The sequence below is a fragment of the Paenibacillus sp. J31R122 genome (assembly GCF_056269185.1).
In genome coordinates, this window is record NZ_JBWDNM010000006.1 from 241,581 (window position 1) to 265,587 (window position 24,007).

Here is a 24,007-nt window from a genome sequence, read left to right on the forward strand (position 1 = left end):
ATCACCCTAATTGTGCTAACAAAATGTCACTGGTTAGAATAGAGGCCTACTTACCAGGAGGTCTCAGCAAAGACGTTTTTGAAATCAGAGGGTGTCTTGGTACGGATTCTATTTTGTGCTAAGGTTGGTGCTTATATGTTCATACGTGGTTTTCCACGGGTGATCGTTGGCGGGTTTGCGCGGCTGCGTATAGCCCGCCTTTTTTGTTTGGCGCTGCTTTTCATTTAGGTAGCATCTGCAGCTCTGGTATGTCTATTTCGAGCAATATACACCAAATTCTTGATTTTGTTTTGAGCCATTTTTGAGTCCGCTAAGCTCTGGTTTTAGTTTTGAGCCACTTTTGAATAATAGGTGAATGGTTACTTTTTGTTAATCAGCTTATGGTTGATCAAAAGTCGCGCTTTAATTGTTTTGGAGTATTCGGACGGTGTCATACCCGTGGCTATTTTGAAGTGGCGGGAGAAGTAATGGACACTGCTGTATCCGAGCAATTCCGCGATCTCAGTGAAATTGTAAATCTCCTCGCGGATATAGGCTTTGGCCTTCTCAATTTTCATTTGGTTCATATATTCAATAATAGCGAGGCCTGTAGCTTCTTTGAATAAAATGTTGATCTGCGTCCGTCCGATTCCGAATTCGGAGCATAACTGCTTCAGCGTCCACCTTTTATCCAAATTGGCAGTTATATAAGCGGCTATCTTCTCAGATAGGAGATTGGCTTGGTTGTTCCGTGTTGACGAAGCGGATGAGCGATCTTCTTTGTTATGTTTGTTGCGAATCAATTGGATTAAAAGCAATTCAATATAGATTTTGACTAATTGCTCGCTAGCGAAAGTGGATGGATTGTCATGAAGCAAGGGGGAATGATGACCTGAATTCAACTCAGGACCAGACTCTGAATTCGATCCTGAACCGAAGACATACAGTCCTTCTTTCATAAGAAGAGCAAGGATTGAGCGTTCGTATTCGGTGAGGCGGAACATTTTATTTTTAGTGAAAAATGACATGACATCCGAGTTGCAGACGAACGTTACAATGAATATGTCCGGCGCGATCTTCCCATTGCTAACCAGGTTGTGGAATTCGTTGGGCTCATGGAAAAGTAAATCGCCCTGCTTGAGTGAATAGGTTTGGGAATCCGTCTGGGCCTCAACTTCCCCCTTGTCCACGTATACGATCTCCCAAAAATCATGCTTCTCACCGTCGTAGCGAAATGTTTTGGACAACTCGAAATAATAGCAGGTGACAAGACTGAGAACGCTAATTTTTTCCTCTAAATGATAACGCTTCCAGTCCATTCTTTATCATCCTTCTTCCTTTTCCACTAGCTTCAGGTGTGAGGGTCAGCCAGTCGTTTGCGATTGAGCTGTAATATCAGTGTAAATTTTCCGGCCTAAAATGTAAATAGAAGTGCAAAAAGAACGTTTCGTAATCTAAATTCTAATTCCTTCATAAGAATTATAATAATCTATGTGAACCATGAATCTAGAGAAATTGCGGCAATATTTAGTAGGCGAGAATTACAATTATCAGAGGAGAGAAAGCGATTAGGGATGGGCAGACAGGGAAAAGCTGGAGCAAGATCGAGAAAACCTTCTTAAGGAGGAGCCAAACATGGGAATTTTACGGTTTGTTGTAGTGGGAACAGGTTGGGTAGCTGGAGAATATTTGAAAGCGATTGCAGAAAGGCCGGATGCCGAGGTTGTCACAGTGGTGAGCCGGAATATCGAGCATGCCAGAAGCAAGCTGGCTGAACTTGGTATTCAAGCAAACGTAACTGAAAATTATGAGGAAGCAATCAAAGCATCGAATGTAGATGCCGTTGTATTATGCTCCACACCCGATCTTCGTCCTGAGCAAGCGGTACTTGCAGCACGATATGGCAAGCATCTGGTACTCGAAAAGCCGCTGGCAATGGATAGAGCAGGGCTGCTCAATATGGCTGAGTCGCTAGAAAAGAATCCAGTTCGCACTGCTGTTAGCTTCGTCTTACGTTGGAATCCTTCAATGATTAATACGAAGGCTTTGATTGATGACGATGCGATCGGCCGAATCTATATGGCACAAATCGATTACTGGCACCATGTTGGTCCCAAATACGGTCAATACCGCTGGAGCAAGACTAAGGCTCGCGGTGGCAGCAGTATGCTGTCCGCAGGCTGTCACGCGCTTGATGCGGTCCGCTATTTTGCTGGCGAGGTAACAGAAGTTACTGCATATAGCTGTAGTACATGGTCCGACTCCGAATACGAGTTCGATCCGAATGTGATAGCGATCCTTAAGCTGAAGAATGGAGGCATCGGTAAGGTGTCGTCCTCTCTGGAATGCAAAACCCCCTATAGGTTCAATGTGCATTTACTCGGAGAAAAGGGGGCGATTATGAATAATCAGCTCTTTACGCACAAGCTGCCCGGACAAACGGATTACGCTGTGATTCCGACTATTTTGCCCGATAGCGGCGATGTGTCCCATCATCCTTTTGTAGAAGAGATCGATGACTTCATACAGGCTGTACAAACGGGTTCAGCCACTCGATGTGAGTTTCTGGATGCGTACAAATCAATGGAAGTCAGCTTCGCGATTGACGAATCGATTGCTTCAGGGAAGAGTATATCCCTTTTGAATAGTTAGAAAAAGTAGATCAGGAAGGCAGGAATGAATGAGATGACAGTTAAAATTGGTATGATTGGTGCTGGAGGCATAGCCCGTCATCATTTATCAGGGCTGCAGAAGATCTCATTGGCAGAGATCGTAAGCGTCTATGACGTTAACAACGAGGCTGCTAAGTCAATGGCGGATATAGTCGGCGCGAGAGTTGCGGCTAGCGTGGAGGATTTGCTTAATCCAGAGGAAATCGACGCGGTATTTATCTGTTCCCCGCAGTTCGCCAGAGAAAACCTGGAGGAGCAGGCAGCAAGCAAAGGGATTCATCTGTTCGTGGAGAAACCGCTGGGGCTGGAGCTTCCGTCTGTTAAGCGCAAGGAGCAGGCTATTCGTGATGCTGGAGTGATCCACTCCGTTGGCTATTGTCTGCGTTATTTTGATACGGTACAGCAAGCAAAGTCATATTTAGATGGGAAAACGATTCATCTGATTCAAGCATACCGCTTCGGAGGCGCTCATCCTGCCCCTTGGTGGAGGCAACAACAGATGTCTGGCGGGCATTTGGCCGATGCAGTGACTCATCAAGTGGACTTGATACGTTACATAGCTGGCGAATATCGCAGCGTCTCAGCGATGTTTGGCCATAATTCCATTCAGGGCGTGTACCCGGATTCTACAATTCCGGATGGTGGTGCCGTATCCTTCACACTTGACTCGGGTGCTGTCGGCACCATTACTGAATCCTGCGTATCGCCCCATCACAGCTTATCTGAGATCAAATTTTTTGGTTCCGATTTTTTTGTTGAGCTCGGCGGCAATGGCCAAGTTCTCACTATTATAGACAAAGACCAGAAGATCACCATTACTTCCCGAAAAGATCCAACTTTTGAGCAGGATAAAGCTTTTGTAGAAGCTGTAGCCGCCTTTTCCAAAAATAGCATTTTATGCCCGTATGATGACGGAATGAAGACTCTTGCATTTACACTAGCTGCTTATCAGTCGGCGGAGGAGCGCAAGATGGTTGAGCTTTGCAGTTTGGACTAAAACTGAACGATTGCAACTTGTTATGGAAAAGCCATTCGGAAGAAATAACAACGCAAAAGGTATTATCCGTAAAATAAAGCTGTCGAGAAAGTCCATGATACTGCGGGCTTTCTTTTTTATTGTATAGGAGACTTCCTAAGAAAAACCGCTGTATTTCCAACTCACTAAAGATTCCTCAGATGAACCGAACTATACTAAATCGAAACTACCAATATTTTTACGGTGAATGATAGGAGGAAGTTTGATAAAATTTTAAGATTCGTATTTTAGGGGGATCCTCGTGAATCACAGATTAAGTAGAGTGGTTGTTGCCGCAATCGCTTGGATATGCGCAATAAGTGTAGGCATTCAGCCTGCTGCCGCTATGAGTACACAGCCTTTTGGAGATATATCCAATAGTTACACAAAAAGTCGATTGCCTTTTGACGATATATCCGATAGCTATGCTAAAAATGAAATCATAGATTTGTATAATAGAAATATTTTGAAGGGGACATCAGCTCGAAGCTTTTCTCCTGCTCTAGCGATTACACGTGCGGAATTTGTTACCGTACTGGATCGCTTACTTGTGCTTGAGCCGACAGCGAGTCCAGTCTCTCCATTTACTGATGTAGCGAGGAACGCTTGGTATTACGGCTGGATTCAGGCGGCGGTACAGCTAGGCTTGGCGGATGGTAATACAGTAAGTACCTTTGCTCCAGAAAAGCCGATTACAAGGCAGGAGGCGGCTGTGTTAATGTCGCGTGCATTGAAGCAATCAGGGGCTGCAAGCGGTGCTGTTCTCAGCTTTAATGACGCAAACCTAATAGCAGACTGGGCCAAACCTTCCGTCGTTATTATTAATAAGCTGGGTCTTATGAAGGGCGACAATTACTTGAATTTTCGTCCAGGAGACCCCATAACGAGACAAGAGACCGCCGTATTGATTGGGCGAGTGCTGCAAAACGAAAGCTGGGCCGCTGAGCTTGAGGCCGAATCGAAGGACCTGATTTATTTAGGCTGGCAGTACGGACAAACGACAGCGCAGTACACAAGCAATGTTTTGCAATCGAATGTAAATACATTATCTCCTCGGTGGTACTACTTAGCAGAGACTGGTGCTATAACGGATTACACCGATAAGTCGCTCGTATCGTGGGCGAAGAACAATAACAAAAAGATTTGGGCTATGGTCGGTAATCGTTCCGATCAAGAAGCTACTCATCAAATGTTGTCCAATTCCACAGCAAGAAATACTAGCATTAATCAATTAACAGCTATAGTAAAGAAATACGACTTAGATGGACTTAATATCGACTTTGAAAATGTAGCTCCGGCGGATCGTGCAGGCTTGACTGCGTTTATTACCGGTCTAGCAAAGAGTCTTCATGAATGGAATGCGGTGCTTTCAATAGATGTATCCCCAGACCGGGGAACAGATTGGACGGAGGCTTTCGATTATGCGGCGCTGGGCAAGCAAGTAGATTATGTGGTAATGATGGGCTACGATGAGCACTATGGAGGCAGCAAGCAGCCTGGCTCCGTAGCTTCACAGCCTTATGTTGAGACTGCTCTTAATCATCTCATGGAGGTTGTTCCTAGTAGAAAGGTTATTTTAGCTCTTCCTTTTTATAACCGGGATTGGACGCTGAACAAGGATGGAACCGTCTCCTCATCGGCATTTCTTTCATTTTCAGAGCAAAATCAGCTGCTTAAAACGTATTCCCTTCTGCCGCGATGGGAACAGGCTGTAGGACAGTATACGGTCAGTTACATGAAGAATGGGCTGCGGCATAAAATTTGGTTAGAGGATGGACGCTCGTTAGCGGCGAAATACAAATCAGCTGCAAATCTGAATGCAGCAGGCTTCGCCTACTGGTATATGGGAGGCGAAAGCCCCGATATTTGGACGAGCCTACGTAATGCTGAGAAATTTTATAATTATTCTTTTTAATTTAGCGGAGTTGTTAGCTCGAAATCAGGAGTCTTAACATTGTATATATACTTTATTTAAGTTAGTGAAGATGTTATACTTAAGATGTAATTCTATCTAAAAAGTTGGCATCACTAGGAGGGTATTACAATGAGCGAACAATCAAAGATATATAGCCGCAGCATTAAAAGGATTCGTACTGCAGAAATTAATTACATTAGCGATAAACATAAAAATAGCTTTATTTTGGAAAACGGCCGCTATGAGGAGCATGATCCGTTTCTTATACTGGCAGAAGATTGGTTTCAGAAGGGCGCGTTCGATAACCATCCCCACAGAGGGATGGAGACCGTTACGTATGTAATCGATGGCAAGCTTGAGCATTACGACAATTCGAGCGAGCAGAAGGGTGAGCTGCACCCAGGCGATGCGCAGTGGATGACTGCGGGTCGAGGTGTCATACATAATGAGGAGCCGGCAGAAGGCGAAACGGTCCATTTGCTGCAGCTGTGGGTGAACCTTCCGGCAGCCGACAAAATGACGGAGCCTCGTTATCAAAACTTGCGAAGCGCAGATATGCCGACTCGTTTGGAAGAAGGCGCAGTAATCCGGGTTTATTCCGGCTCGTCAGGCGGTGTTCAATCGAATACTAAAAATTATGTGCCCATTACAATGGTCGAATTCACGATCGAGCCCGGTGTTACTGTGAAGCAGGATTTGCCGAGCTCCTATAATGGCTTCCTCTATGTTATTGAAGGTGAAGGGCAATTCGGCAGTGAGCATACGCAGGCTGGACAAAGACAAGTGTTATTCCTTAGTCGTGAGGAAGAAGGCAGTGAGTCAAGTGAGGTGGAGATTACAGCAATAACGAAGCTGAGAGTGCTGTTATATGCGGGTCAACCGCTGCATGAGCCAATTGTCGCCCGCGGACCATTTGTTATGAACACCGAACGACAAATTGTAGAAGCCTACTCCGATTATCGGAATGGCAAGTTTGTGTAATTGCTAACTTACATGTTGAATAGAGATGCCCGCTAAAAGGGGCAGGCCTTTATTAAGAGGCCTGCCCCTTTTTTTGTTTCAATTCAACGAGCAGCGCATGGAGCTGTTCGGTCGCGAGCCCGTGCAGCACAAGTCGAAATCCGGCTTTAAGTGTAGTCAGTGGCACCATCGGGTGCTTGTTGTTAATGAGCGCGAGCCGCTCGTTATTACCGATTACTTTGGAAGCGAGTATGCCGATTGTTTCATCCAGCTGTAAGGAATTGGTAGCGCGCCAAAAGTCGTTATCCGTCAAAAAAAGCTGGTAAATAGGCGTAAAGCATTCAATTGCCGTTGTCAGGTCAAGAAAGTTGGTCCAACGCCGCGGCATTTGTTCAATTGGCAGAGGAGTTGCTGTTATGGCATCGAAATTCAACTGCTCTTGCTTCGTTATCTCAATTTGTTTGACTCGAATCTCACGATTTAGATTAATAACGAAATTATACAAATTAAGATCATGTATGAGAAATAAGTCGTTCTTCACCGGCTCGAGGTTAGTCGGTTTCAGCGGATTCATCTCGATTTCTACACCGTTCACATTATCGCGAATGAATTGCAATACTTCGGAGCCCAAATAGAAGTGTCGCAAAATCATAAAGTTAGCACTCGGGCTAACAAATGTCTTCATTCCCCAATACAACACTCGGTGCAATAGTTTGGATGAAGTGAAGGCTTTAGGGATGATGATTTTATAAATCTGAAACAGGATGATCATCATACGTGCGAACGGTCTTAGTATCGGAAGCAGAAATTGCCGAGATTTGCTGGAGCAGTCCTTGAGGTAAGCTGCCTTCGCCTCCTCGTTAAAGGGAATGCTCTGATCCATAAAAATCGCGAGGAATGGATTAGGGTCGTTTTTGTCATGCCTCATATTTTCAAAATATTCAGCTTCACTCATACGTTACCCAGCTCCTCTAATTGCAGAAGGTACAGCCTTGCTGTTGTTTTGGCTGTTTTTACGATTCGTGAGGCGATGTCTGCTGTGAGCATCGGATGCTGAATGACCGCTTCTAGCCGTTCGAAATGCTTTTCGTCGGATTCACTATGATAGAGCAGGAAGGATACCTGTTCATCATTGAGCCCAAGCTGGTCTCGAATCATTTCTCCCCAATATCGTGCCATACGGCATCCAAGACCTTCAATAATCCACATGGCACCGATTAAATCGACAGGATTATCTCGGCTCGCTCGCTGGAACAAGTAGGACGAGAGCGCTTCACTGCCAATATTTTTATCGCCGGATTGAATCGTTGAAAGATCTCCGCCGACAGCGACGTAATTCCGCTCAAGCATTTGATAATCGCGATGCTCATCACGAGCATGCGAGATGAATGCTGATCGAAGATCAATATGCTCGATTGCAATGTAGGAGGCTGCACGTGCAATCCATTGTGAGCCGTCGATGACCTGCTGTCGAATGTTCTCCATTAGAGCTTTATAATCGTCTAGTGTAAATTTGTTCCGATAAAGGTTGTGAATGACTGGAACATGAGCGAGCTTTTGCTCAAAATCAATCCATATCTGGACGAGCTGCCTCACAAGCAGGGCTTGCACCGCATCCTCTTTATTATATTCCAAATGAGGCGCTTCAGGGTCCCTCTCTTCAATTAACTGTATCGACTCCTTCTCCTCTTCGCCGACTACGGTGAGCAGCATATAGGAGGTTTGAAATCTGCCGCTTTCCGGCACCATACATAACACTTGTTCACCAGGGGAAAGTTGGCCTTCGTTCAAGAGCTCCTCCAGCATAATGTAGATAGAAGCAGCACCGGTATTGCCTTTCGTGTACAAATTAGTGAACCATTTATCTTCAGGAATTGATAGACCCCCGAGCTGTAAGAGACGGAAGATTTCACTGCGGAAAAAATGAGACGAATAATGGCATACCATCCAATCGATAGCCGCAGGATCGACTTTCCCTTCATCCACTAGCTCAAAGAATCGATTCACGCCCACCCTAGGCATTTCATTTACGAGTCTAATGTCCTGTTTTAGATTAACTGCACCGTCGTCTGCCGCCTCGTGAATGGAGCTGTAGTCCAGCCAGCTGGAAGGGCTGCCTTCAGCTTTATTTAGACCGGCATACATACAGACATCGTATTTATTAGCGTACGATTTATTGTCGATCCACTCGATGCGGAGTGACAAGCCTCTTGAGGCCGGCTTGTTCTGAAGTACCGCAGCACCAGCCCCATCGGAGAGCATAAACCGCAGGAAATCAGTTTCAAATGAGATAGGACGATCAGCAAAAGCGGCTTGCGCTTCGAAGCGTGTATGCTTGAATACGCGGCTCGGAAATTCGCTGGCGCAAGAGACTGCTGTATCGTTCTCACCGGATTGAACATGCAGATAAGCATTTTTAAGGGCTTGCATGCCGCTTGCGCATACGCCATGATGAGTTGCAATCTCCATGACAGGCAAGCCGGTTTCAGCATGCACCATACTGGCGAAACCTGGCACAAGCAGATCGCCCTGAGTCGTTCCTGCCGCGAGAAACTCAACCTTATCCTCCAGCGCGTCTTGATTGCGATCTAGTGCTTCACGAATAGCGAGGCTTGCCATTTCTGCATTCGAATATAAGCTATTTTGTTCTTTGTCGATCGCGTAGTGACGGTAAAGGATTTTGTTTTGTTCGAGAATGCGGCGCATCGATTTTGAATGCTTCCCCCCGATTTTACCGAGGTAATCTTCTATTTCATCGTTGCCAACAGCCGATCCAGGGAGAAACTTACCTATGCTTGTTATGTAGACAGATTTCATGAAGTACCTCCAAAAAGAGAATTGTATACATGAAATGATAGTTGGTGCTGGGGTTCATGCCTAGTACTAATATTTATTGGTACCGGAAAATGGAAATAGAGGATGTTTAAGCGTATTGGGGTTTTGAGTATGGGTGAAAAATGCAGAGTAGCTTTTTTGAAGCTCTTTTTCGGGAAAGCCAATTTGCTGGTACTCGATGAGCCGACTAATTATTTGGATGTCATTACGTAAGAGCGGGTTGAGGAGGCTGGGGACGTATATTGAATACGACTTGAAAAACCGCAGTCGCTCACTTACGCCAGAGGAACAGACGGGCGAGAATGAACGGGATATGATAAAGGGGATATTATAGTATCATGTGGAGGAATAGCGGGCATCACGCAGGCTCGCTTCATCTATTCTTTTGTAATGAGGATGATGAGTAAAAAAAGCGCGTTAATAATAATTAATAATCCAAAGATTAGAATCGTTTTATTTTCTCTGATGAACCTCATATTACCACCTCATAGGCTTGTATTTAACGTATTCTTTTTTTAAAACAAAGGTGCTCTCCAAGTTTCACTTCTACTTATAATTATCAAGGTTTTGCTTTAATATTTCTACTTATTTTTTTGCTGATGTTATTTTTTAAAATGCATGACTATTTACCTGTAATTCGTGTCAACCAGAAAGGCGCATAAAAACGAAGTATATGTTGAAATTTGTAATTAGGGCCAATTTTGATATAGAATTAAGTCGAGAGAAGTTTAAGTTATAGTTTAAGGCTTATAAAGCATTGAACTTACAAATGACACGGGAGGTTTTATAAGATGAGCACACTGAACAAATTTCAATCTTGGCTTTCTAGTACCAGCTCTAACCTAAAGGACCAAGTTAAAAAGTACAAAAACAAAGACCTTATGGACGCGATTGTAGCTGGCTGCGCTGTAGTTTCAGTTGCGGATGGAACGGTTAGTGCGGAAGAAAAGCAAAAGATGGCTGGATTTCTTGGCAGATCTGAGGATTTAAAGGTCTTCAATATGACAGAGGTCATCGATCGTTTTAACCATTTTTCAGGTAACATGGATTTTGACATTATGGTTGGCAAGCAAGAGGCGCTTCGTGCGATTTCGAAGTTCAATGGTAAGCCGGAAATCGGCCGTGTAATCGTTGGGGTGTGCTGCGCTGTAGCATCATCTGACAACAACTTTGACGAGCAGGAAAAATCGGTTGTTCGTGATATTTGCAACGTGCTCGGTTTAAGTCCAAGTGAGTTCTCACTGTAAAATTGATTAGCAATAAGAGCGGAACATCCTTATTTTCAGGCTAAGCTGTGCCCAAATAAGAGGTGTTCCGCGTTTTTTGTTGAATATTGTATCGATTACAAATTTTCTTGGAACTTGCGAGACATTTAGACGTATTGCTCAGTAGAACTTATGCAAGTTACCTTCAAACACTTCTTACTTAATAGTTAATCCCATTGAAAGGGGGTGCAAAATACTATGGCTATCTCTCTCGTAAAAGGTCAAAAAGTTGATTTAACAAAAGGAAACGCAGGCCTCAGCAAAGTTATTGTTGGTTTGGGATGGGATCCTTTGCAAGCGAAAAGCGGTTTCTTCGGCATGAAGAAATCAGCTAACGTGGACTGCGATGCTTCAGCGCTTCTATTAGATGCGAATGGCAAACTAAGCGGCGAGAAAAGTCTCGTCTGCTTCTATAATAAGCAAAGTGGTTGTAATACTGTCATTCATTCTGGTGACAATATTACAGGGGAAGGCGATGGCGATGACGAACAAATCATTGTTGAGCTTAATCGCGTACCGGCTGATGTTCAAAAAATTCTTTGTGTAGTAAACATTTACGAATGTGAATCTCGCAAACAAGATTTTGGAATGATCAAATCGGCGTATATTCGCATCGTAAATCCGACTAACAATCAGGAGCTAATCCGTTTCAACCTGTCAGATGATTATTCAGGTAAAACGGCACTGGTTGTCGGAGAGCTTTACCGTCATAACGGAGAATGGAAATTTAACGCGATTGGCGAAGGCACTCATGCTGCCCATGTAGACATTTTTGCTCGTCAGTACAAATAATTCAAAATAAGAAAGAGGGCATTCCATAATGGCTATTAGTTTATCCAAAGGTCAAAAAATCGATCTCACGAAAACAAACCCAGGTCTAACAAAAATTACAGTTGGTCTTGGCTGGGACACTAATAAATATGATGGCGGTAAAGACTTTGACCTTGATGCATCGATCTTCTGCTTGAATGCACAAGGAAAAGCGAATTCCGAAGCTGATTTCATTTTCTACAACAACCCTAAAAACGCTAACGGTTCCGTTGCACATACTGGTGACAACCGTACGGGCGAGGGTGACGGAGATGATGAGCAAGTTAAAGTAGACCTGTCTTCTGTTCCTGCTGAGACAGAAAAAATCGCATTCTGCATTACGATCCATGAAGGCAAAGAACGCAGCCAAAACTTTGGACAAGTATCCAATGCGTTCGTTCGTATCGTTGATGAGCAAAGCGGTACTGAATTGATTCGTTATGACCTTGGAGAAGACTTCTCTGTAGAAACGGCTGTTGTCGTTGGAGAACTTTACCGTCATTCAGGCGAATGGAAATTTAGTGCAGTCGGCAGCGGATTCCAAGACGGATTATCGGGTCTTGTTCGCGACTACGGTCTTGCTTAAGCGAATTAGCTAAGGGTCGCCTTTGGCGGCCCTTTTTATAGACAACCTACCCTATAAGGAGGCATTAATATGCCAGTAAATTTATCTAAAGGTCAGAAGGTCGATCTTACGAAGTCCAATCCGGGTATGTCCAAGATTACAGTAGGACTTGGCTGGGACGTTAATAAATATGATGGCGGCAGCGGCTTTGACCTCGATGCAACGGCTTTCTGCTTGAATGCTTCAGGGAAGGTCAACAGCGAGAAGGAATTTATTTTTTATAATAATAAATCCAATTCTAACGGTTCAATCGTCTCATCTGGCGACAATCAGAGCGGAGAAGGAACAGGCGATGACGAGAGTATCAAAATCAACCTGCCTGCTGTCCCTGCCGATATTCAGAAAGTCGCGTTTTGTATTACAATCCATGACGCAGCAGCTCGCAATCAGAATTTTGGACAAGTAGCAAATGCTTATGTCCGTGTCCTGAACGAGGATACTGGCGAAGAATTGATCCGTTATGATCTTGGGGAAGACTTCTCTGTGGAGACAGCAGTTGTTGTCGGAGAGCTTTATCGCCATAATACCGAATGGAAATTCAGCGCGGTTGGCAGCGGCTATCAAAATGGATTAGAAGGTCTATGTAATGATTTTGGTGTTTCTACGTAATTTCAACTTTTTTTAAGAAGGAGATTACCAACCATGTCGATTAACCTTTCCAAGGGGCAGCGTATTGATCTTACCAAAACCAATCCGGGTCTTACAAAAGTCGTTCTCGGCTTGGGCTGGGACACGAATAAATATACCGGCGGCGGAGAAATTGACCTCGATGCCAGCGCGTTCCTCTTAGATCAGAACGGCAAGGCGCAGGACGAGAAGGATTTCGTGTTTTATAACAACCTCATTGCTTATAATGGGGCTGTAGAGCATACAGGCGATAACCGTACCGGAGAAGGTGACGGAGACGACGAGCAAATTAAAATTGATTTCTCGAAGATTCCAGCACAAATTTCACGTGTGGGGATTACGGTCACCATTCATGATGGAGAAGGTCGTCAGCAAAACTTCGGACAAGTTTCTAATGCTTTTGTAAGATTAGTAGATGAAATGACGGGTAAAGAGATTCTTCGATATGACCTTGGAGAAGATTTTTCAGTCGAGACGGCTATCGTATTTTGCGAGTTATATAGGCATGGAGCGGATTGGAAGTTTCAAGCGGTTGGATCTGGCTTCTCTGGCGGACTTGCCGCGCTTTGCCGGAATTATGGACTTTCTGTGTAATACAGAATTATCGGGGATGGCATTATCTAGAAGCTAATGTCATCTCATCCTAACCTACGACTAAGAAGGGCGGGCGGTTAACGCATGGAGTTGTCTTTAACGAAAGGGCAAAAAGCAGATATAACGAAAAACAATCCTTCATTCAAGAGCCTTCTTGTTGGTATGGGCTGGCGAAGCGGAGCAGGCATCGACGTTGATTTCTCAGCATTTCTATTGCGTGCGAACGGCAAAGTAGTCGGTGATAATGATTTGATTTTTTATGGGAATCCTAAAGAAGCTCGCGGTTCAATTGAACTGTCTGGGGCGAACAAACGAAATATCGCAGGGAAAACCGATCAAGAGCAAGTACTGATCCGTCTGAACGAAGTACCCAATGAGATTGAACGTATTTCTTTTACTTTGACTATTTATGAGGGAGAAGTTAGAAAACAAAGTTTTTCTAGTGTTGATGATACGTATATACGGATTATTGATGAAGGAACTGGACGTGAAATAGTGCGTTATGACCTTGGAAAAAACTTCTCCATAGAGACTGCTATAGTTGTCGGAGATTTATATAGATACAATGGCGAATGGAAGTTTAACGCTATTGGATCAGGATATTCCGGTGGACTTGGCGCTCTTTGTATGAGCTTTGGCGTTGAGGTAAAGGCAGATACTCCGTCACCAAGTGCACCGCCTGCTCCAACCCCGCCGCCAGTGCCACCGGTACCAAAAGCGCAACCAGTACCGCCAGCACCTCCGGCGCCGAGCGCGCCGCCGATCAATCTTAGCAAGATTTCTCTGAAGAAGCGCGGAGATGTTATTAATCTCCAAAAAGGAAGCGGGTCGCTCGGTGAAATTTTAGTTAATCTAAACTGGACCCAAAAAAAGTCAACTGGCTTTTTTGGACGCTCGAATAGCGTGGATCTGGATATCGGCTGTTTATTTGAACTAAAGAACGGTATGAAGGGCTCTGTACAATCACTTGGGAACAGCTTTGGAGATTTCTCGAGAGCTCCTTATGTGTCACTAGACGGAGACGATCGAACGGGCTCCATTACGACAGGTGAAAACCTTCGTATTAATGGAAATAAGCTTACAGAATTTAAACGCGTGGTCGTATACGCGTATATTTATGAAGGTGCGACTAACTGGGCGGAAGCTGCTGGCGTTGTTACTATTAAACAAACTGGCGGTCCTGAAATTGAAGTAAGAATGGACGAGCATAATAACCGTATGGGCATGTGCGCAATCGCAATGGTTGAAAACGTGAACGATGAGACGTTCAGCATTAAGCGATTGGTTCAATATTTCTCAGGACACAAACAGTTGGACGAGGCGTATGGATGGGGCCTCAAATGGGTTCAGGGCAGCAAATAATAGTCACACGTGGAGGTTTACTTGAATGGTTGATTTTTTTCAGAACATAATTGCCAATTTCGCAAGTTTTTTCAGTTGGGAGAACTTATCAGCTGTACTTACCAGTCCGACTAACTGGGGAATTATTTTAACCCTTGTTCTCTTGGAAGGCTTGCTATCGGCAGATAACGCACTAGTGCTCGCTGTTATGGTTAAGCATTTGCCTAAAGAGCAGCAGAAACGGGCTTTGTTCTACGGTATTATCGGAGCCTATGTTTTCCGTTTTATCGCGATTGGCGTAGGTGTATATCTCGTAAAAATTACGTGGATCAAAGTTGCGGGAGGTTTGTATCTCCTTTGGATTGCTTTAAGCAATCTCTTCCATCTCGAGTTTAAGCTTGCTCGAGTGGGCAATATTCCGCTAATTCCTTATATCGGTAAAAAAGGCTCGGAAGAAGATGGAGAGGTTCAAAACAAAGGTCTAGGCTTCTGGCGTACAGTTTTGGCTGTAGAAGTTATGGATATCGCGTTCAGTATCGATAGCGTTCTAGCTGCCTTTGGTGTAAGTGAAGAAGTTTGGGTTCTATTCTTAGGCGGTATGTTGGGCGTACTGATGATGCGTGGAGTTGCCCAAGTGTTCCTTGCTCTAATCGATAAGTTCCCTGAGCTTGAGAAAGCAGCGTTTATTTTGATCATCATCATTGGTGCGAAAATGATTGCTGCCGCATTTGGTGCACATATCCCTCACACATTGTTCTTCGGTTTAATAATCGCTGTGTTTGGCGGTACGATCATATTTAGTACTCTTCGTAGAAAACGCGAGAATAAAGCAGCTTAAGATATCGCGCATAAACAGTTTGACGAAATATCCCTCATTTGACCGTGAGGGGTATTTTTTACTCTCATATCATGACGATTCATTATCGCCATAACAAGGAGGAATGACCTTTGAGGTATTTCAACTACATTACCCATGAAGAAGAACAGTCCTTCTTTTACACACTTCCAATGCATTTTAATAACTATTCGGAAAAAGAAGAAATTGCTCATGCCATTGGCGCCGCACTGTATATGCCGGCAACCAAGGATAACATAGCCAATGATTTAGTAGCGTCAAAACACGAAGGACTCGTGTCTATGGTAATAGACCTCGAAGATGCTATAGGCGATAATCAAATTATGCAAGCGGAAGAAACACTAAAGCAAACACTGCTAAAGATCAGTCAGTATATCGCGGGAGGCTTACTGAACGCGGATAGTATTCCACTCATGTTCATTCGTGTGCGTTCCATTGAACAACTAAAACGATTACTGTCCTTTTTCGGCGAAGAAATTCAATATATTACCGGAATCGTTTTTCCGAAATTCAACATGAACACAGGCGGACAATATTTGAGTCTTATTTCTGAGTACAATAAGCGGAAGATGGCAGCAAGCCCAACGCTTTACTGCATGCCGATTCTCGAAAGCGCCGAGGTCATTTATCGTGAGACGAGAATGGACACGCTGCTTGGACTATCGAAGCTGCTGAACAAGTACAAGGAATATGTTCTAAATGTACGTATCGGCGCAACAGACTTTTCCAGCTTGTTTGGACTAAGAAGGAGTCCGGATAATACGATCTATGATATTGGAGTTATAAGGGATTGTATAGCTGATATTGTTAATGTTTTTGGACGGATGGATAATAACTATGTGATCTCGGGCCCGGTGTGGGAATATTTCAAAAGTGATCGTGTATTCAAACCGCAGCTTAGGCAAACGCCTTTCGAGGAAAGCATGGGACGTCATGGACGGCTCCTGCGGATGTCTTACATTGACAAGTATGTAGATGGTCTAATTCGTGAAGTGGCGATGGATAAGGAAAACGGCATTCATGGCAAGACGATCATACATCCAACGCATATTAAGCCGGTACAAGCGATGTTTGTTGTTACGCATGAAGAGTATATGGACGCGTTGCACATCCTAGAAAATAGCAAGGGTGACCTCGGCGTTATGAAGAGTCAATATTCCAATAAGATGAATGAGTTCAAACCGCATATGACTTGGGCAAAACGAATTATGATGCGATCGAAAATTTATGGGGTGCTAAATGAAAACCAAAACTTCACCTGTCTTCTCTCAGAAGAACGAGAATCTGCAATCGTATAATATTATAGGCGACCTAAACATTACTATAGAAGTTACGAATAACCCCTTCCGTATTCCGCTTGATTCACTCTTCAATATGGCGGCTAGAATGAATAAAAAACGCAGCTTTCTCTTTGTCAGCAAGGTTTTAGGCAAGCATATTCCTGTAAAACCACATGTATCGTTATTAGCAGGAGCGGCGCTAGGTTTATTGTATCAGCAATTCAGAGACGAACCCCTTCCCCTTCGCATGGAACAGCTTTTAAAAGCCTTCGAAGAACCAGAAGCAGCGAGTGAAATTTTTGATTATTTGAAACAAAATAAAATGATGATACAAGATAAAACATTATTTATAGGCTTCGCAGAAACAGCGACGGCGCTCGGACACAGCATGTTTGATTTCTTTGAGGGCAATGCTTCATTTCTCCATACAACAAGGGAGAGTATCGATTATATGAGCTCTTGTATTGATTTCGAAGAGGAGCATTCGCACGCGACAACTCATCGTTGTTATGCGGACGACCCCTCAATTTTTCAGGATGCGGAAACCATTATTTTAATCGATGACGAAATGACTACCGGTAAAACTACGCTTAATATTATTAGTGATCTGCATGCCAGATATGGTAAAAAAAGCTATGTGGTAGCAAGCCTTTTAGATTGGCGCTCCAAAGCGGATATTGAACAATTTCATAGCAAGGAAAACGAGCTCGGTGTAAGCATTCAATGCTTATCCCTAGTATCCGGACAAATTACTTTGACGGGAACACCTATTGAAACAACTAATCTTGAAGATAAACATGAAAAGCCTGCTGCACAAACAAATATTTCTTCTATTCGTTTAAATCCCTATTTTACACAACATCCTACTGCGGATGAAAGAGCAGCTTATGTTGAACGCACAGGACGCTTCGGAATAACGGCCGAAGAAAATAATATTTTAAACGATGAAGTGAATCAAGCAGCAGCTTTTCTAAGTTCATATAGAACCGGCGGTAAATTGCTTTGCATGGGTACAGGTGAGTTTATGTTTATTCCGATGCTTATAGCTGCAAAGCTGGCAGGAGATGTGTCCTATCAATCAAGTACTCGCAGTCCGATACATCCCCATACTAATCCAAAGTATGCCGTTCGCTCTGCCTATAAATATGAGTCGCCTGAGCATATGGATGTTATGAATTTTATGTATAATATTCCACCAGGACATTATGACCAGATGTTTCTATTCATGGAACGAGAAGTTGCTTCTGATCGATTAGAGCAGCTGCAGCAAGCTCTTATAGCTTTGGAAATTCCGAATATTCATATCGTTTATTGCAGCACTTAAAGGAGGAGCGTATATTGAATGCTAACCGTAACGCCGAACAAATAGCCGCTCCTACACTCATGGGAAGCTACAAGCAGGATGATGTTATTTTCCTTCTAAAGGATCTCAGTGACATTCCGCTGGAGCAGCCAACTGAAGACAGAGAAGAGTCGATGCAATCCGGAGGACATTACTCGGAGAGCTTACCCATTGAATATCAGCCTACTGCCGAATATCTGGAGTTGTTTCATCAAACACTGGGTGACTATGCCGAACGAATCGCAAGAGCAGTTGGCATCGTGTCTGAGCTGATCGTTCAGAAAAAAGGGTTCAACATTGTGCTTGCATCCTTGGCTAGAGCAGGCACTCCTGTAGGTGTATTGATAAAACGTTATATAAAGCAGGTTTATCATTACGATCTTCCCCACTACAGCATTTCTATTATTCGGGGGAAGGGTATCGACGAGAACGCACTTCTCTATATGACCCAGAATCACCCGCGAGCGAGTATACAATTTGTAGACGGCTGGACGGGGAAGGGAGCTATTCGAAAGGTTCTTATAGACGGATGTGCCAAGTTTGAGAAAGAATACGGTGTTCCTTTGAATGATGACCTTGCTGTGCTCGCGGATCCGGGATATTGTTCGAGCACTTTCGGAACGAGAGAGGATTTTCTAATACCAAGCGCCTGCTTGAATTCAACCGTATCCGGGCTAATAAGCCGAACCGTATTAAGGGACGACCTCATTTTAGCTAATGACTTCCATGGCGCCAAATTTTATAGAGATTGGATTAAATCCGATGTATCTAATTTATTCGTAGATACGATTTGCTCGCATTTTGAGCGGATCGTAATAAGTGCTAAGGCTGAAGCGAATAAGCTGCTTTCGGATGAGGAGGAAACTCGAATTACATGGCAAGGGATGCAGGATATTCAGCGTATTCAAACAGACTTTCAAATTTCCAACGTTAATTTGGTTAAGCCGGGAGTTGGAGAAACGACACGCGTGCTGCTGCGTAGAGTCCCTTGGAAAATACTTGTGAATCGTCTCGATAACCCGAACCTGAAGCATATTCTCCTATTAGCCAATGAACGGGGTGTGCCTGTAGTAGAATATCCGCAAATGAGCTATACCTGCTGCGGTATTATACAACCCCTTAAGGGGGAGAAGGAATGATTTTTGCAAGTGATTTAGATCAAACATTGATTTACTCTGAAAGGTCCAAAGGAGACATTTCTTTGAAGGATATGGTGCTGGTTGAGTTATATGAAGGCAGATATATATCCTATATGACAAAGCCAGCGATTGCGAAAATGGAGCAGCTGCAGCAGCTTGTTGAGTTTGTTCCTGTTACGACGCGAATACCGTCGCAATATAATCGGATTTTCATAATCAGAGAGCATTTTCGGCCACAATATGCCATCGTAAGCAATGGCGGTACTGTACTTATGAATGATCAAATTGATGAAGAGTGGAATGCGGTAGTACGTGATGCGGTGCAAACGCATTGTGCCGGGCACACTGAGATTATTAGCTTATTTAATAAAATTGCAACATCACAATGGGTGAAATCGTCAACGTTATGTGATGATTTGTTTTACTCCATTGTAGTGGAGAGGGATCAGCTGCCGCTGGAATCGCTGGAGGAGCTGAGGCTGCAGGTCGCGAAGCTAGGCTGGAGCTATTCGCTTCAAGGCAGGAAGATTTATTTGGTGCCTGAGAAGGTGAGCAAAGGCGCTGCCATAGCGTACGTCAACGAGAAGCTTGGATCAAAGTATATCTATGCCGCAGGTGATAGTCTGCTGGATGAGAGCTTGTTGCTTGCAGCCGATTATGCCATCTCCCCCTCGCACGGTGAGCTCGGACGGACATATACTACTCATCCGCATATTCATTTCACTAAGAATAAGGGCGCGTGGGCTTCGGAAGAATTGCTCGATATTATTTTGGAGCATGCTCAGAATAGACGTCCGAATTCATCGGATATTAAAATAGAGGATTTTAAATAGAATGGAAGAAGGTCATAATAGATGACACGTATTTATTTGAATCGCTGGTTCTCGGTAGCCTACCACTATATTAATATGATCCGAAATAATGCGGATGGTGAGAAGTTTGAGTTTTATGGTACACATCCTGATATTAACCATATGTCGCTGCAGGCAGCTGACCATGCTGAGACGGAACCAGCGCTTGAAGGATTGGAATATGTCCAGTTCTGTGTAGACTTCTGCAAGAGAAATCTCATTGATGTATTTATCCCGCGCTTGCATATGGAGGAAATATCTCGTTATGCGCATTTATTTGATGAGATCGGCACGAAGGTAATGGTTTGTCGGGATATTCCGCTGCTTGATTCCATGGTGGAGAAGGATAAGTTCTACGCATCGCTGGCAGATAAGAATTTAGTAACTATTCCGGATTATCGTGTCGTGAATACAGCGGCTGAATTTAAGCAGGCCTATGAAGAACTAACGGCCGCAGGACATAAGGTTTGCTTCAAACCAACGAAATCAGAAGGCGGCATGGGCTTTCGAATTATCGATAATGATCGTGATCCGCTTAAGGAGCTTTACGGGTATGTATCGTTATCGACAACATTCTTGCAAGCTTATGAGACGTTATCTCAAACAGATCGATGTGACACGTTAATGGTCATGGAGATGCTTGAAGAATCAGAGTACAGTATTGATTGCGTCGCAACGGAAGAGGGCGAGCTGATTACCGCTATACCGCGCAGAAAATCAACTGGACGAGTTTATCTGCTCGAAGCAGTGCCTGAGCTTCTTGAAATTTCTCAGCGAATTGCCATGGAGCTGCGAATTCCATACGCCTTTAATATCCAGGTGAAATATAATAAGGGGGTTCCTAAGCTGCTAGAGATTAACCCGCGAATGTCAGGGGGGCTTTTTATTACTTGTCTCTCCGGAATAAATATGCCTTATCTCGCAATTCAAGCCGCTTTAGGAAAACCAATCGCAACTCCAGTTCCCGAATTCGGTATAAAATCTGGTTATATTGAGCAAGCAGTAATAATGAATTGACTTAAGTGTACCAAAAACGAGATAATTGATAGTGATGGATGATAACGTGAGTGAAATGCAAATGAATGCAAGTGAATGAAACGACAGCATGATACTGCATAAATTCACGATGGAGGTGTCACGTCAACGAGATGAATAAATCGATTATCATTACCGTAGTCAGTTATGTACTCGCGATCGTCGCTTATTGGTTTACATCAGCTTATATAGCTATTGCCATACCGGCGATCGCCCTATTCGTATCTCTTGTATTGAGACAACGAAGTGTGAAACGATTGCAGGACTTTAGGCGGGAATCGGAAGCACTGCAACAGCAGACAAGCAATCTGCAAAACCAATTGCCGCGAGATCAACAGCAGCAACAGTTTCAGTACCAGCAACAGCAACAGCAACAGCAACAGCAGCAGCAGTCTGCTGTCCCTCAAAGCACGGCTGCAGTAGTTGGAGCGCCTGCTCAATCTGGCCAAATAATCGATCCGGAGCTCGCGTCAGCGCTTGAATACATTGGAGTCATAGAAGATATGATTCTTTTGGAGGGCGAGCATAATAATCTGGATGATGAGATCGTACAGAAGACATTAGCGCTGTTAACACGTCTTAACCGATTAGTGCCGGATTTGGTCGCTTTAGGTGATGCCAGCATTAATCACAATATCGTTCGGCTGGTAAGGAAGGATTTGAACTCTACCATCAATCCTTTCCTAAGACTCAGCGGCGAAGCGAAGCGCCAGAACCGTCGGCTGCTGCTGGATGGAATTAAGGATATTGATTCGAAACTGACATTTTACACCAAGACAATTGAGCAAAAGGATCTAATGGAGCTGCATACCAAAGCAGAGCTAATTCAGCAGCGCTATAGACTTAATGATTAATAGAGGGGGAAATGTTCATGTCACAGCAGTTGGTTCAAATAAAAAATGAAGATATTTCAAAGCTCGAACAAGAAGTACAGATTACGATGCAAAAGGTCGCGGAAACCGATGTTATGAATCTGGATACCTTGATGGATGAAATTACAAAAAAAGGACAGAAAACATTGGAGCGCTCCGGACAGACGCTAACGATGCTGGAGAGACCGCTATCGGATTTGATGTCCGGAAAACGGACAGAAGTAGCGGACAATATGTTGAAGCTGCGTACCGAGGTTGAAGACCTAAGCAAAAGCAAGCAGCTTTCTCTGGTGCAAAAGATGATGCGTAAAACACCAATGAAGAACTATATTTATAAATACCAGTCAGCTAAAACAAATGTTCAAGTTATTGTAAAGTCACTTCGTGACGGCCGTGACAATCTCGAAGAGAATGTCGTTCATATGCGCAATTTGAAGCGTAGCAGCTTGGACAATGTGTATGATCTTCAATTGCTGGTCGAGTATGGAAATCGTCTTAGACAAATGTTTGAAGAAGAAATTGCCAAGCCTGAAAACGAGCATCGGAAGACACACTTAGAGCGCGGACTACGGAAGGTAGTAACTAAAATTCAAACCTATACGGAAATGATTATGTTATACCAGCAAGCGATCGCAGCTACTGATATTATAAATGATACGAATGACAAGCTGATGGATGCGTTGGACAGCTCTATCGATAAGACGCAGCATTTGATGTCCGTATCGGTGCTCATTGCAAGTGCGATTGATGATCAGATGAAAGCAATTGAAGCGGTCAATTCAACAAATGAAATGCTAGGCAACCAGTTCGCTGAAAATGCTCGCTTATTGAATGAGACAAGCGAGAAAGCGAACCAAGCACTTACTAAGCCTGCCATGAGCATGGAACTAATAGAACGAGCTATGACGGACCTTTTCTCAGCTATGGATAAATACGAAAATTCAAACCGACTCATTATTCAAACGGCAACGCAGCAAACCGAGAAGATGACTCAAATTAATCAGCAGGTTGGACAACGATTAGGTATTCAAGCCGGTTCAAGCTCCAAGCAGAATGAGCTTCCTGCGTCTGCGACCAAAGGCTTTTTGGAATAATTATGAAAAATAATGCTATGACGAAAACGAGCCTTTGCGGGGCTCGTTTTTTTCATTTTATAAGTCCTAATAGGTTATCACTGACAGCCGTTCACGATTGATTCATAACGGGATGCTTACCTGCATAAATTGATAGAAACAAATCAAGAGGTGATCATTCTGTGATTGGAGGATTAGCTCTAGCTGGATTAATTATAGTTTTGATCGTTGTCGCGAGCTCGGAAAGAACAGAAGCCATTATGGAACAATGCAACTAACTCTTTAAGTACACCCCTGTCATTTGGTATGATGAGTGTAAATCATACCAAATGACAGGGGTGCTTTTATTTGGAATTTACCTTTGAGATTATTTCAGAGACTAACATTAACATACGATACAATTATGGCGGAGAGTGGTTTACATTCAACCTTTTCAATCGAGATAGCAATTGGGTTCTTCACCCGTTTGATTCAACGCTTATTCGCAATAAGGATATGAGTCGTTTGGTAGTGGCTGATCTTCTTCAGCACAAGCCTTTTCAAGTTATGCTGGCCAAAGAGGGAATTATTCTCTCAGAGCTGAGTACTTCCGTTCCTTTAAACGATCAAGAATATGAAGAAGCCCCTCGTTTTGAAGAGCTTCCTCGCTTCGATCGAAACTCAGACATTATTTTGGATGATCCTTATATCGTGAATAACGGAAGCGTGGATATTGAGCAATTAATTAATGACAATGATTTGGAAGACCTCGTTGAAATGGAGACGAAAATCATTGCAGCTCGTCAGGACTTATACAATCAAATTTTAAAACGAATGTTTATGGCAGATTTGGGCCCAAGCGATGCTGAGTTTCAACAAATCCAACAAATTGTTAGAGCCTATGGGGAAGCTAAAGCCCGGCTTCAAGACATAATAAAATAA

22 protein-coding genes and 1 pseudogene are annotated in these 24,007 nt (G+C 43.6%); 20 read left to right on the top strand and 3 right to left on the bottom strand.

Annotated elements, in window-relative coordinates:
* Positions 1-359: 359 nt before the first annotated feature.
* Positions 360-1,298, bottom strand: coding sequence for an AraC family transcriptional regulator (locus AC0YN7_RS12405; RefSeq protein ID WP_475810312.1), 939 nt, complete (start codon positions 1,296-1,298; stop codon positions 360-362).
* 316 nt (positions 1,299-1,614) lie between these two features.
* Between AC0YN7_RS12405 and AC0YN7_RS12410 the strand changes: the two genes are divergently transcribed.
* The 4 genes from AC0YN7_RS12410 to AC0YN7_RS12425 all read left to right on the top strand — a co-directional run bounded on the left by AC0YN7_RS12410 (position 1,615) and on the right by AC0YN7_RS12425 (position 6,562).
* Positions 1,615-2,631, top strand: coding sequence for a Gfo/Idh/MocA family protein (locus AC0YN7_RS12410; protein WP_475810313.1), 1,017 nt, complete (start codon positions 1,615-1,617; stop codon positions 2,629-2,631).
* 24 nt (positions 2,632-2,655) lie between these two features.
* Positions 2,656-3,648, top strand: a complete 993-nt coding sequence (locus AC0YN7_RS12415) for a Gfo/Idh/MocA family protein (protein ID WP_475810314.1) — start codon at positions 2,656-2,658, stop codon at positions 3,646-3,648.
* A gap of 280 nt (positions 3,649-3,928) precedes the next feature.
* Positions 3,929-5,581: an S-layer homology domain-containing protein gene (locus AC0YN7_RS12420; protein ID WP_475810315.1), complete on the top strand. Its 1,653-nt coding sequence runs from the start codon at positions 3,929-3,931 to the stop codon at positions 5,579-5,581.
* A gap of 129 nt (positions 5,582-5,710) precedes the next feature.
* Entirely contained in the window at positions 5,711-6,562 is an 852-nt protein-coding gene (locus AC0YN7_RS12425; protein ID WP_475810316.1) for a pirin family protein, read from the top strand.
* A gap of 52 nt (positions 6,563-6,614) precedes the next feature.
* Here the strand turns inward: AC0YN7_RS12425 and AC0YN7_RS12430 are convergent, their stop codons facing one another.
* Together AC0YN7_RS12430 and AC0YN7_RS12435 are read right to left on the bottom strand one after the other, a co-directional pair.
* The gene (locus tag AC0YN7_RS12430) at positions 6,615-7,496 is read right to left on the bottom strand and encodes a DUF6999 family protein (protein WP_475810317.1); all 882 of its coding nucleotides are present in this window, start codon (positions 7,494-7,496) and stop codon (positions 6,615-6,617) included.
* Positions 7,493-9,358, bottom strand: coding sequence for a 3-oxoacyl-[acyl-carrier-protein] synthase III C-terminal domain-containing protein (locus tag AC0YN7_RS12435; RefSeq protein ID WP_475810318.1), 1,866 nt, complete (start codon positions 9,356-9,358; stop codon positions 7,493-7,495). Before AC0YN7_RS12435 ends, AC0YN7_RS12430 begins: the two co-directional genes overlap by 4 nt.
* A 108-nt stretch (positions 9,359-9,466) precedes the next feature.
* Between AC0YN7_RS12435 and AC0YN7_RS12440 the strand changes: the two are divergent.
* The 16 genes and pseudogenes from AC0YN7_RS12440 to AC0YN7_RS12515 form a co-directional block, all read left to right on the top strand.
* Positions 9,467-9,580 (top strand): annotated as a pseudogene (locus tag AC0YN7_RS12440) (ATP-binding cassette domain-containing protein); the annotation flags it as partial.
* Between the two features lie 587 nt (positions 9,581-10,167).
* Positions 10,168-10,623 carry a tellurite resistance TerB family protein gene (locus AC0YN7_RS12445; protein ID WP_475810319.1) on the top strand — a complete coding sequence of 152 codons (456 nt, stop codon included), beginning with the start codon at positions 10,168-10,170 and terminating at the stop codon, positions 10,621-10,623.
* A gap of 216 nt (positions 10,624-10,839) precedes the next feature.
* Positions 10,840-11,433: a TerD family protein gene (locus tag AC0YN7_RS12450; RefSeq protein ID WP_475810320.1), complete on the top strand. Its 594-nt coding sequence runs from the start codon at positions 10,840-10,842 to the stop codon at positions 11,431-11,433.
* Positions 11,434-11,461: 28 nt separating this feature from the next.
* Entirely contained in the window at positions 11,462-12,037 is a 576-nt protein-coding gene (locus AC0YN7_RS12455) for a TerD family protein (RefSeq protein WP_475810321.1), read from the top strand.
* A 69-nt stretch (positions 12,038-12,106) separates the two neighbouring features.
* A complete protein-coding gene (locus AC0YN7_RS12460) occupies positions 12,107-12,685 on the top strand; it encodes a TerD family protein (RefSeq protein WP_475810322.1) in 579 nt (192 codons plus the stop codon).
* A 33-nt stretch (positions 12,686-12,718) separates the two neighbouring features.
* The gene (locus AC0YN7_RS12465) at positions 12,719-13,297 is read left to right on the top strand and encodes a TerD family protein (RefSeq protein ID WP_475810323.1); all 579 of its coding nucleotides are present in this window, start codon (positions 12,719-12,721) and stop codon (positions 13,295-13,297) included.
* A gap of 84 nt (positions 13,298-13,381) precedes the next feature.
* Positions 13,382-14,659: a TerD family protein gene (locus tag AC0YN7_RS12470; protein WP_475810324.1), complete on the top strand. Its 1,278-nt coding sequence runs from the start codon at positions 13,382-13,384 to the stop codon at positions 14,657-14,659.
* A gap of 25 nt (positions 14,660-14,684) precedes the next feature.
* Positions 14,685-15,476 carry a TerC family protein gene (locus AC0YN7_RS12475; protein ID WP_475810325.1) on the top strand — a complete coding sequence of 264 codons (792 nt, stop codon included), beginning with the start codon at positions 14,685-14,687 and terminating at the stop codon, positions 15,474-15,476.
* Positions 15,477-15,646: 170 nt separating this feature from the next.
* Entirely contained in the window at positions 15,647-16,792 is a 1,146-nt protein-coding gene (locus AC0YN7_RS12480; RefSeq protein ID WP_475810383.1) for an HpcH/HpaI aldolase/citrate lyase family protein, read from the top strand.
* The gene (locus AC0YN7_RS12485; protein ID WP_475810326.1) at positions 16,734-18,098 is read left to right on the top strand and encodes a phosphoribosyltransferase family protein; all 1,365 of its coding nucleotides are present in this window, start codon (positions 16,734-16,736) and stop codon (positions 18,096-18,098) included. Before AC0YN7_RS12480 ends, AC0YN7_RS12485 begins: the two co-directional genes overlap by 59 nt.
* Positions 18,099-18,157: 59 nt before the next feature.
* Complete coding sequence (locus AC0YN7_RS12490) at positions 18,158-19,255, top strand: cysteine protease StiP family protein (RefSeq protein ID WP_475810384.1); 1,098 nt, start codon at positions 18,158-18,160, stop codon at positions 19,253-19,255.
* A complete protein-coding gene (locus tag AC0YN7_RS12495) occupies positions 19,252-20,088 on the top strand; it encodes an HAD family hydrolase (RefSeq protein WP_475810327.1) in 837 nt (278 codons plus the stop codon). The genes AC0YN7_RS12490 and AC0YN7_RS12495 overlap by 4 nt, the downstream gene beginning before the upstream one ends.
* Before the next feature lie 21 nt (positions 20,089-20,109).
* Positions 20,110-21,123 (top strand): ATP-grasp domain-containing protein, encoded by a 1,014-nt coding sequence (locus AC0YN7_RS12500; protein WP_475810328.1) that lies wholly within the window; start codon positions 20,110-20,112, stop codon positions 21,121-21,123.
* 131 nt (positions 21,124-21,254) lie between these two features.
* Complete coding sequence (locus AC0YN7_RS12505; protein ID WP_475810329.1) at positions 21,255-21,995, top strand: hypothetical protein; 741 nt, start codon at positions 21,255-21,257, stop codon at positions 21,993-21,995.
* 17 nt (positions 21,996-22,012) lie between these two features.
* Positions 22,013-23,107 (top strand): toxic anion resistance protein, encoded by a 1,095-nt coding sequence (locus tag AC0YN7_RS12510; RefSeq protein ID WP_475810330.1) that lies wholly within the window; start codon positions 22,013-22,015, stop codon positions 23,105-23,107.
* Between the two features lie 327 nt (positions 23,108-23,434).
* Complete coding sequence (locus AC0YN7_RS12515; protein WP_475810331.1) at positions 23,435-24,007, top strand: hypothetical protein; 573 nt, start codon at positions 23,435-23,437, stop codon at positions 24,005-24,007.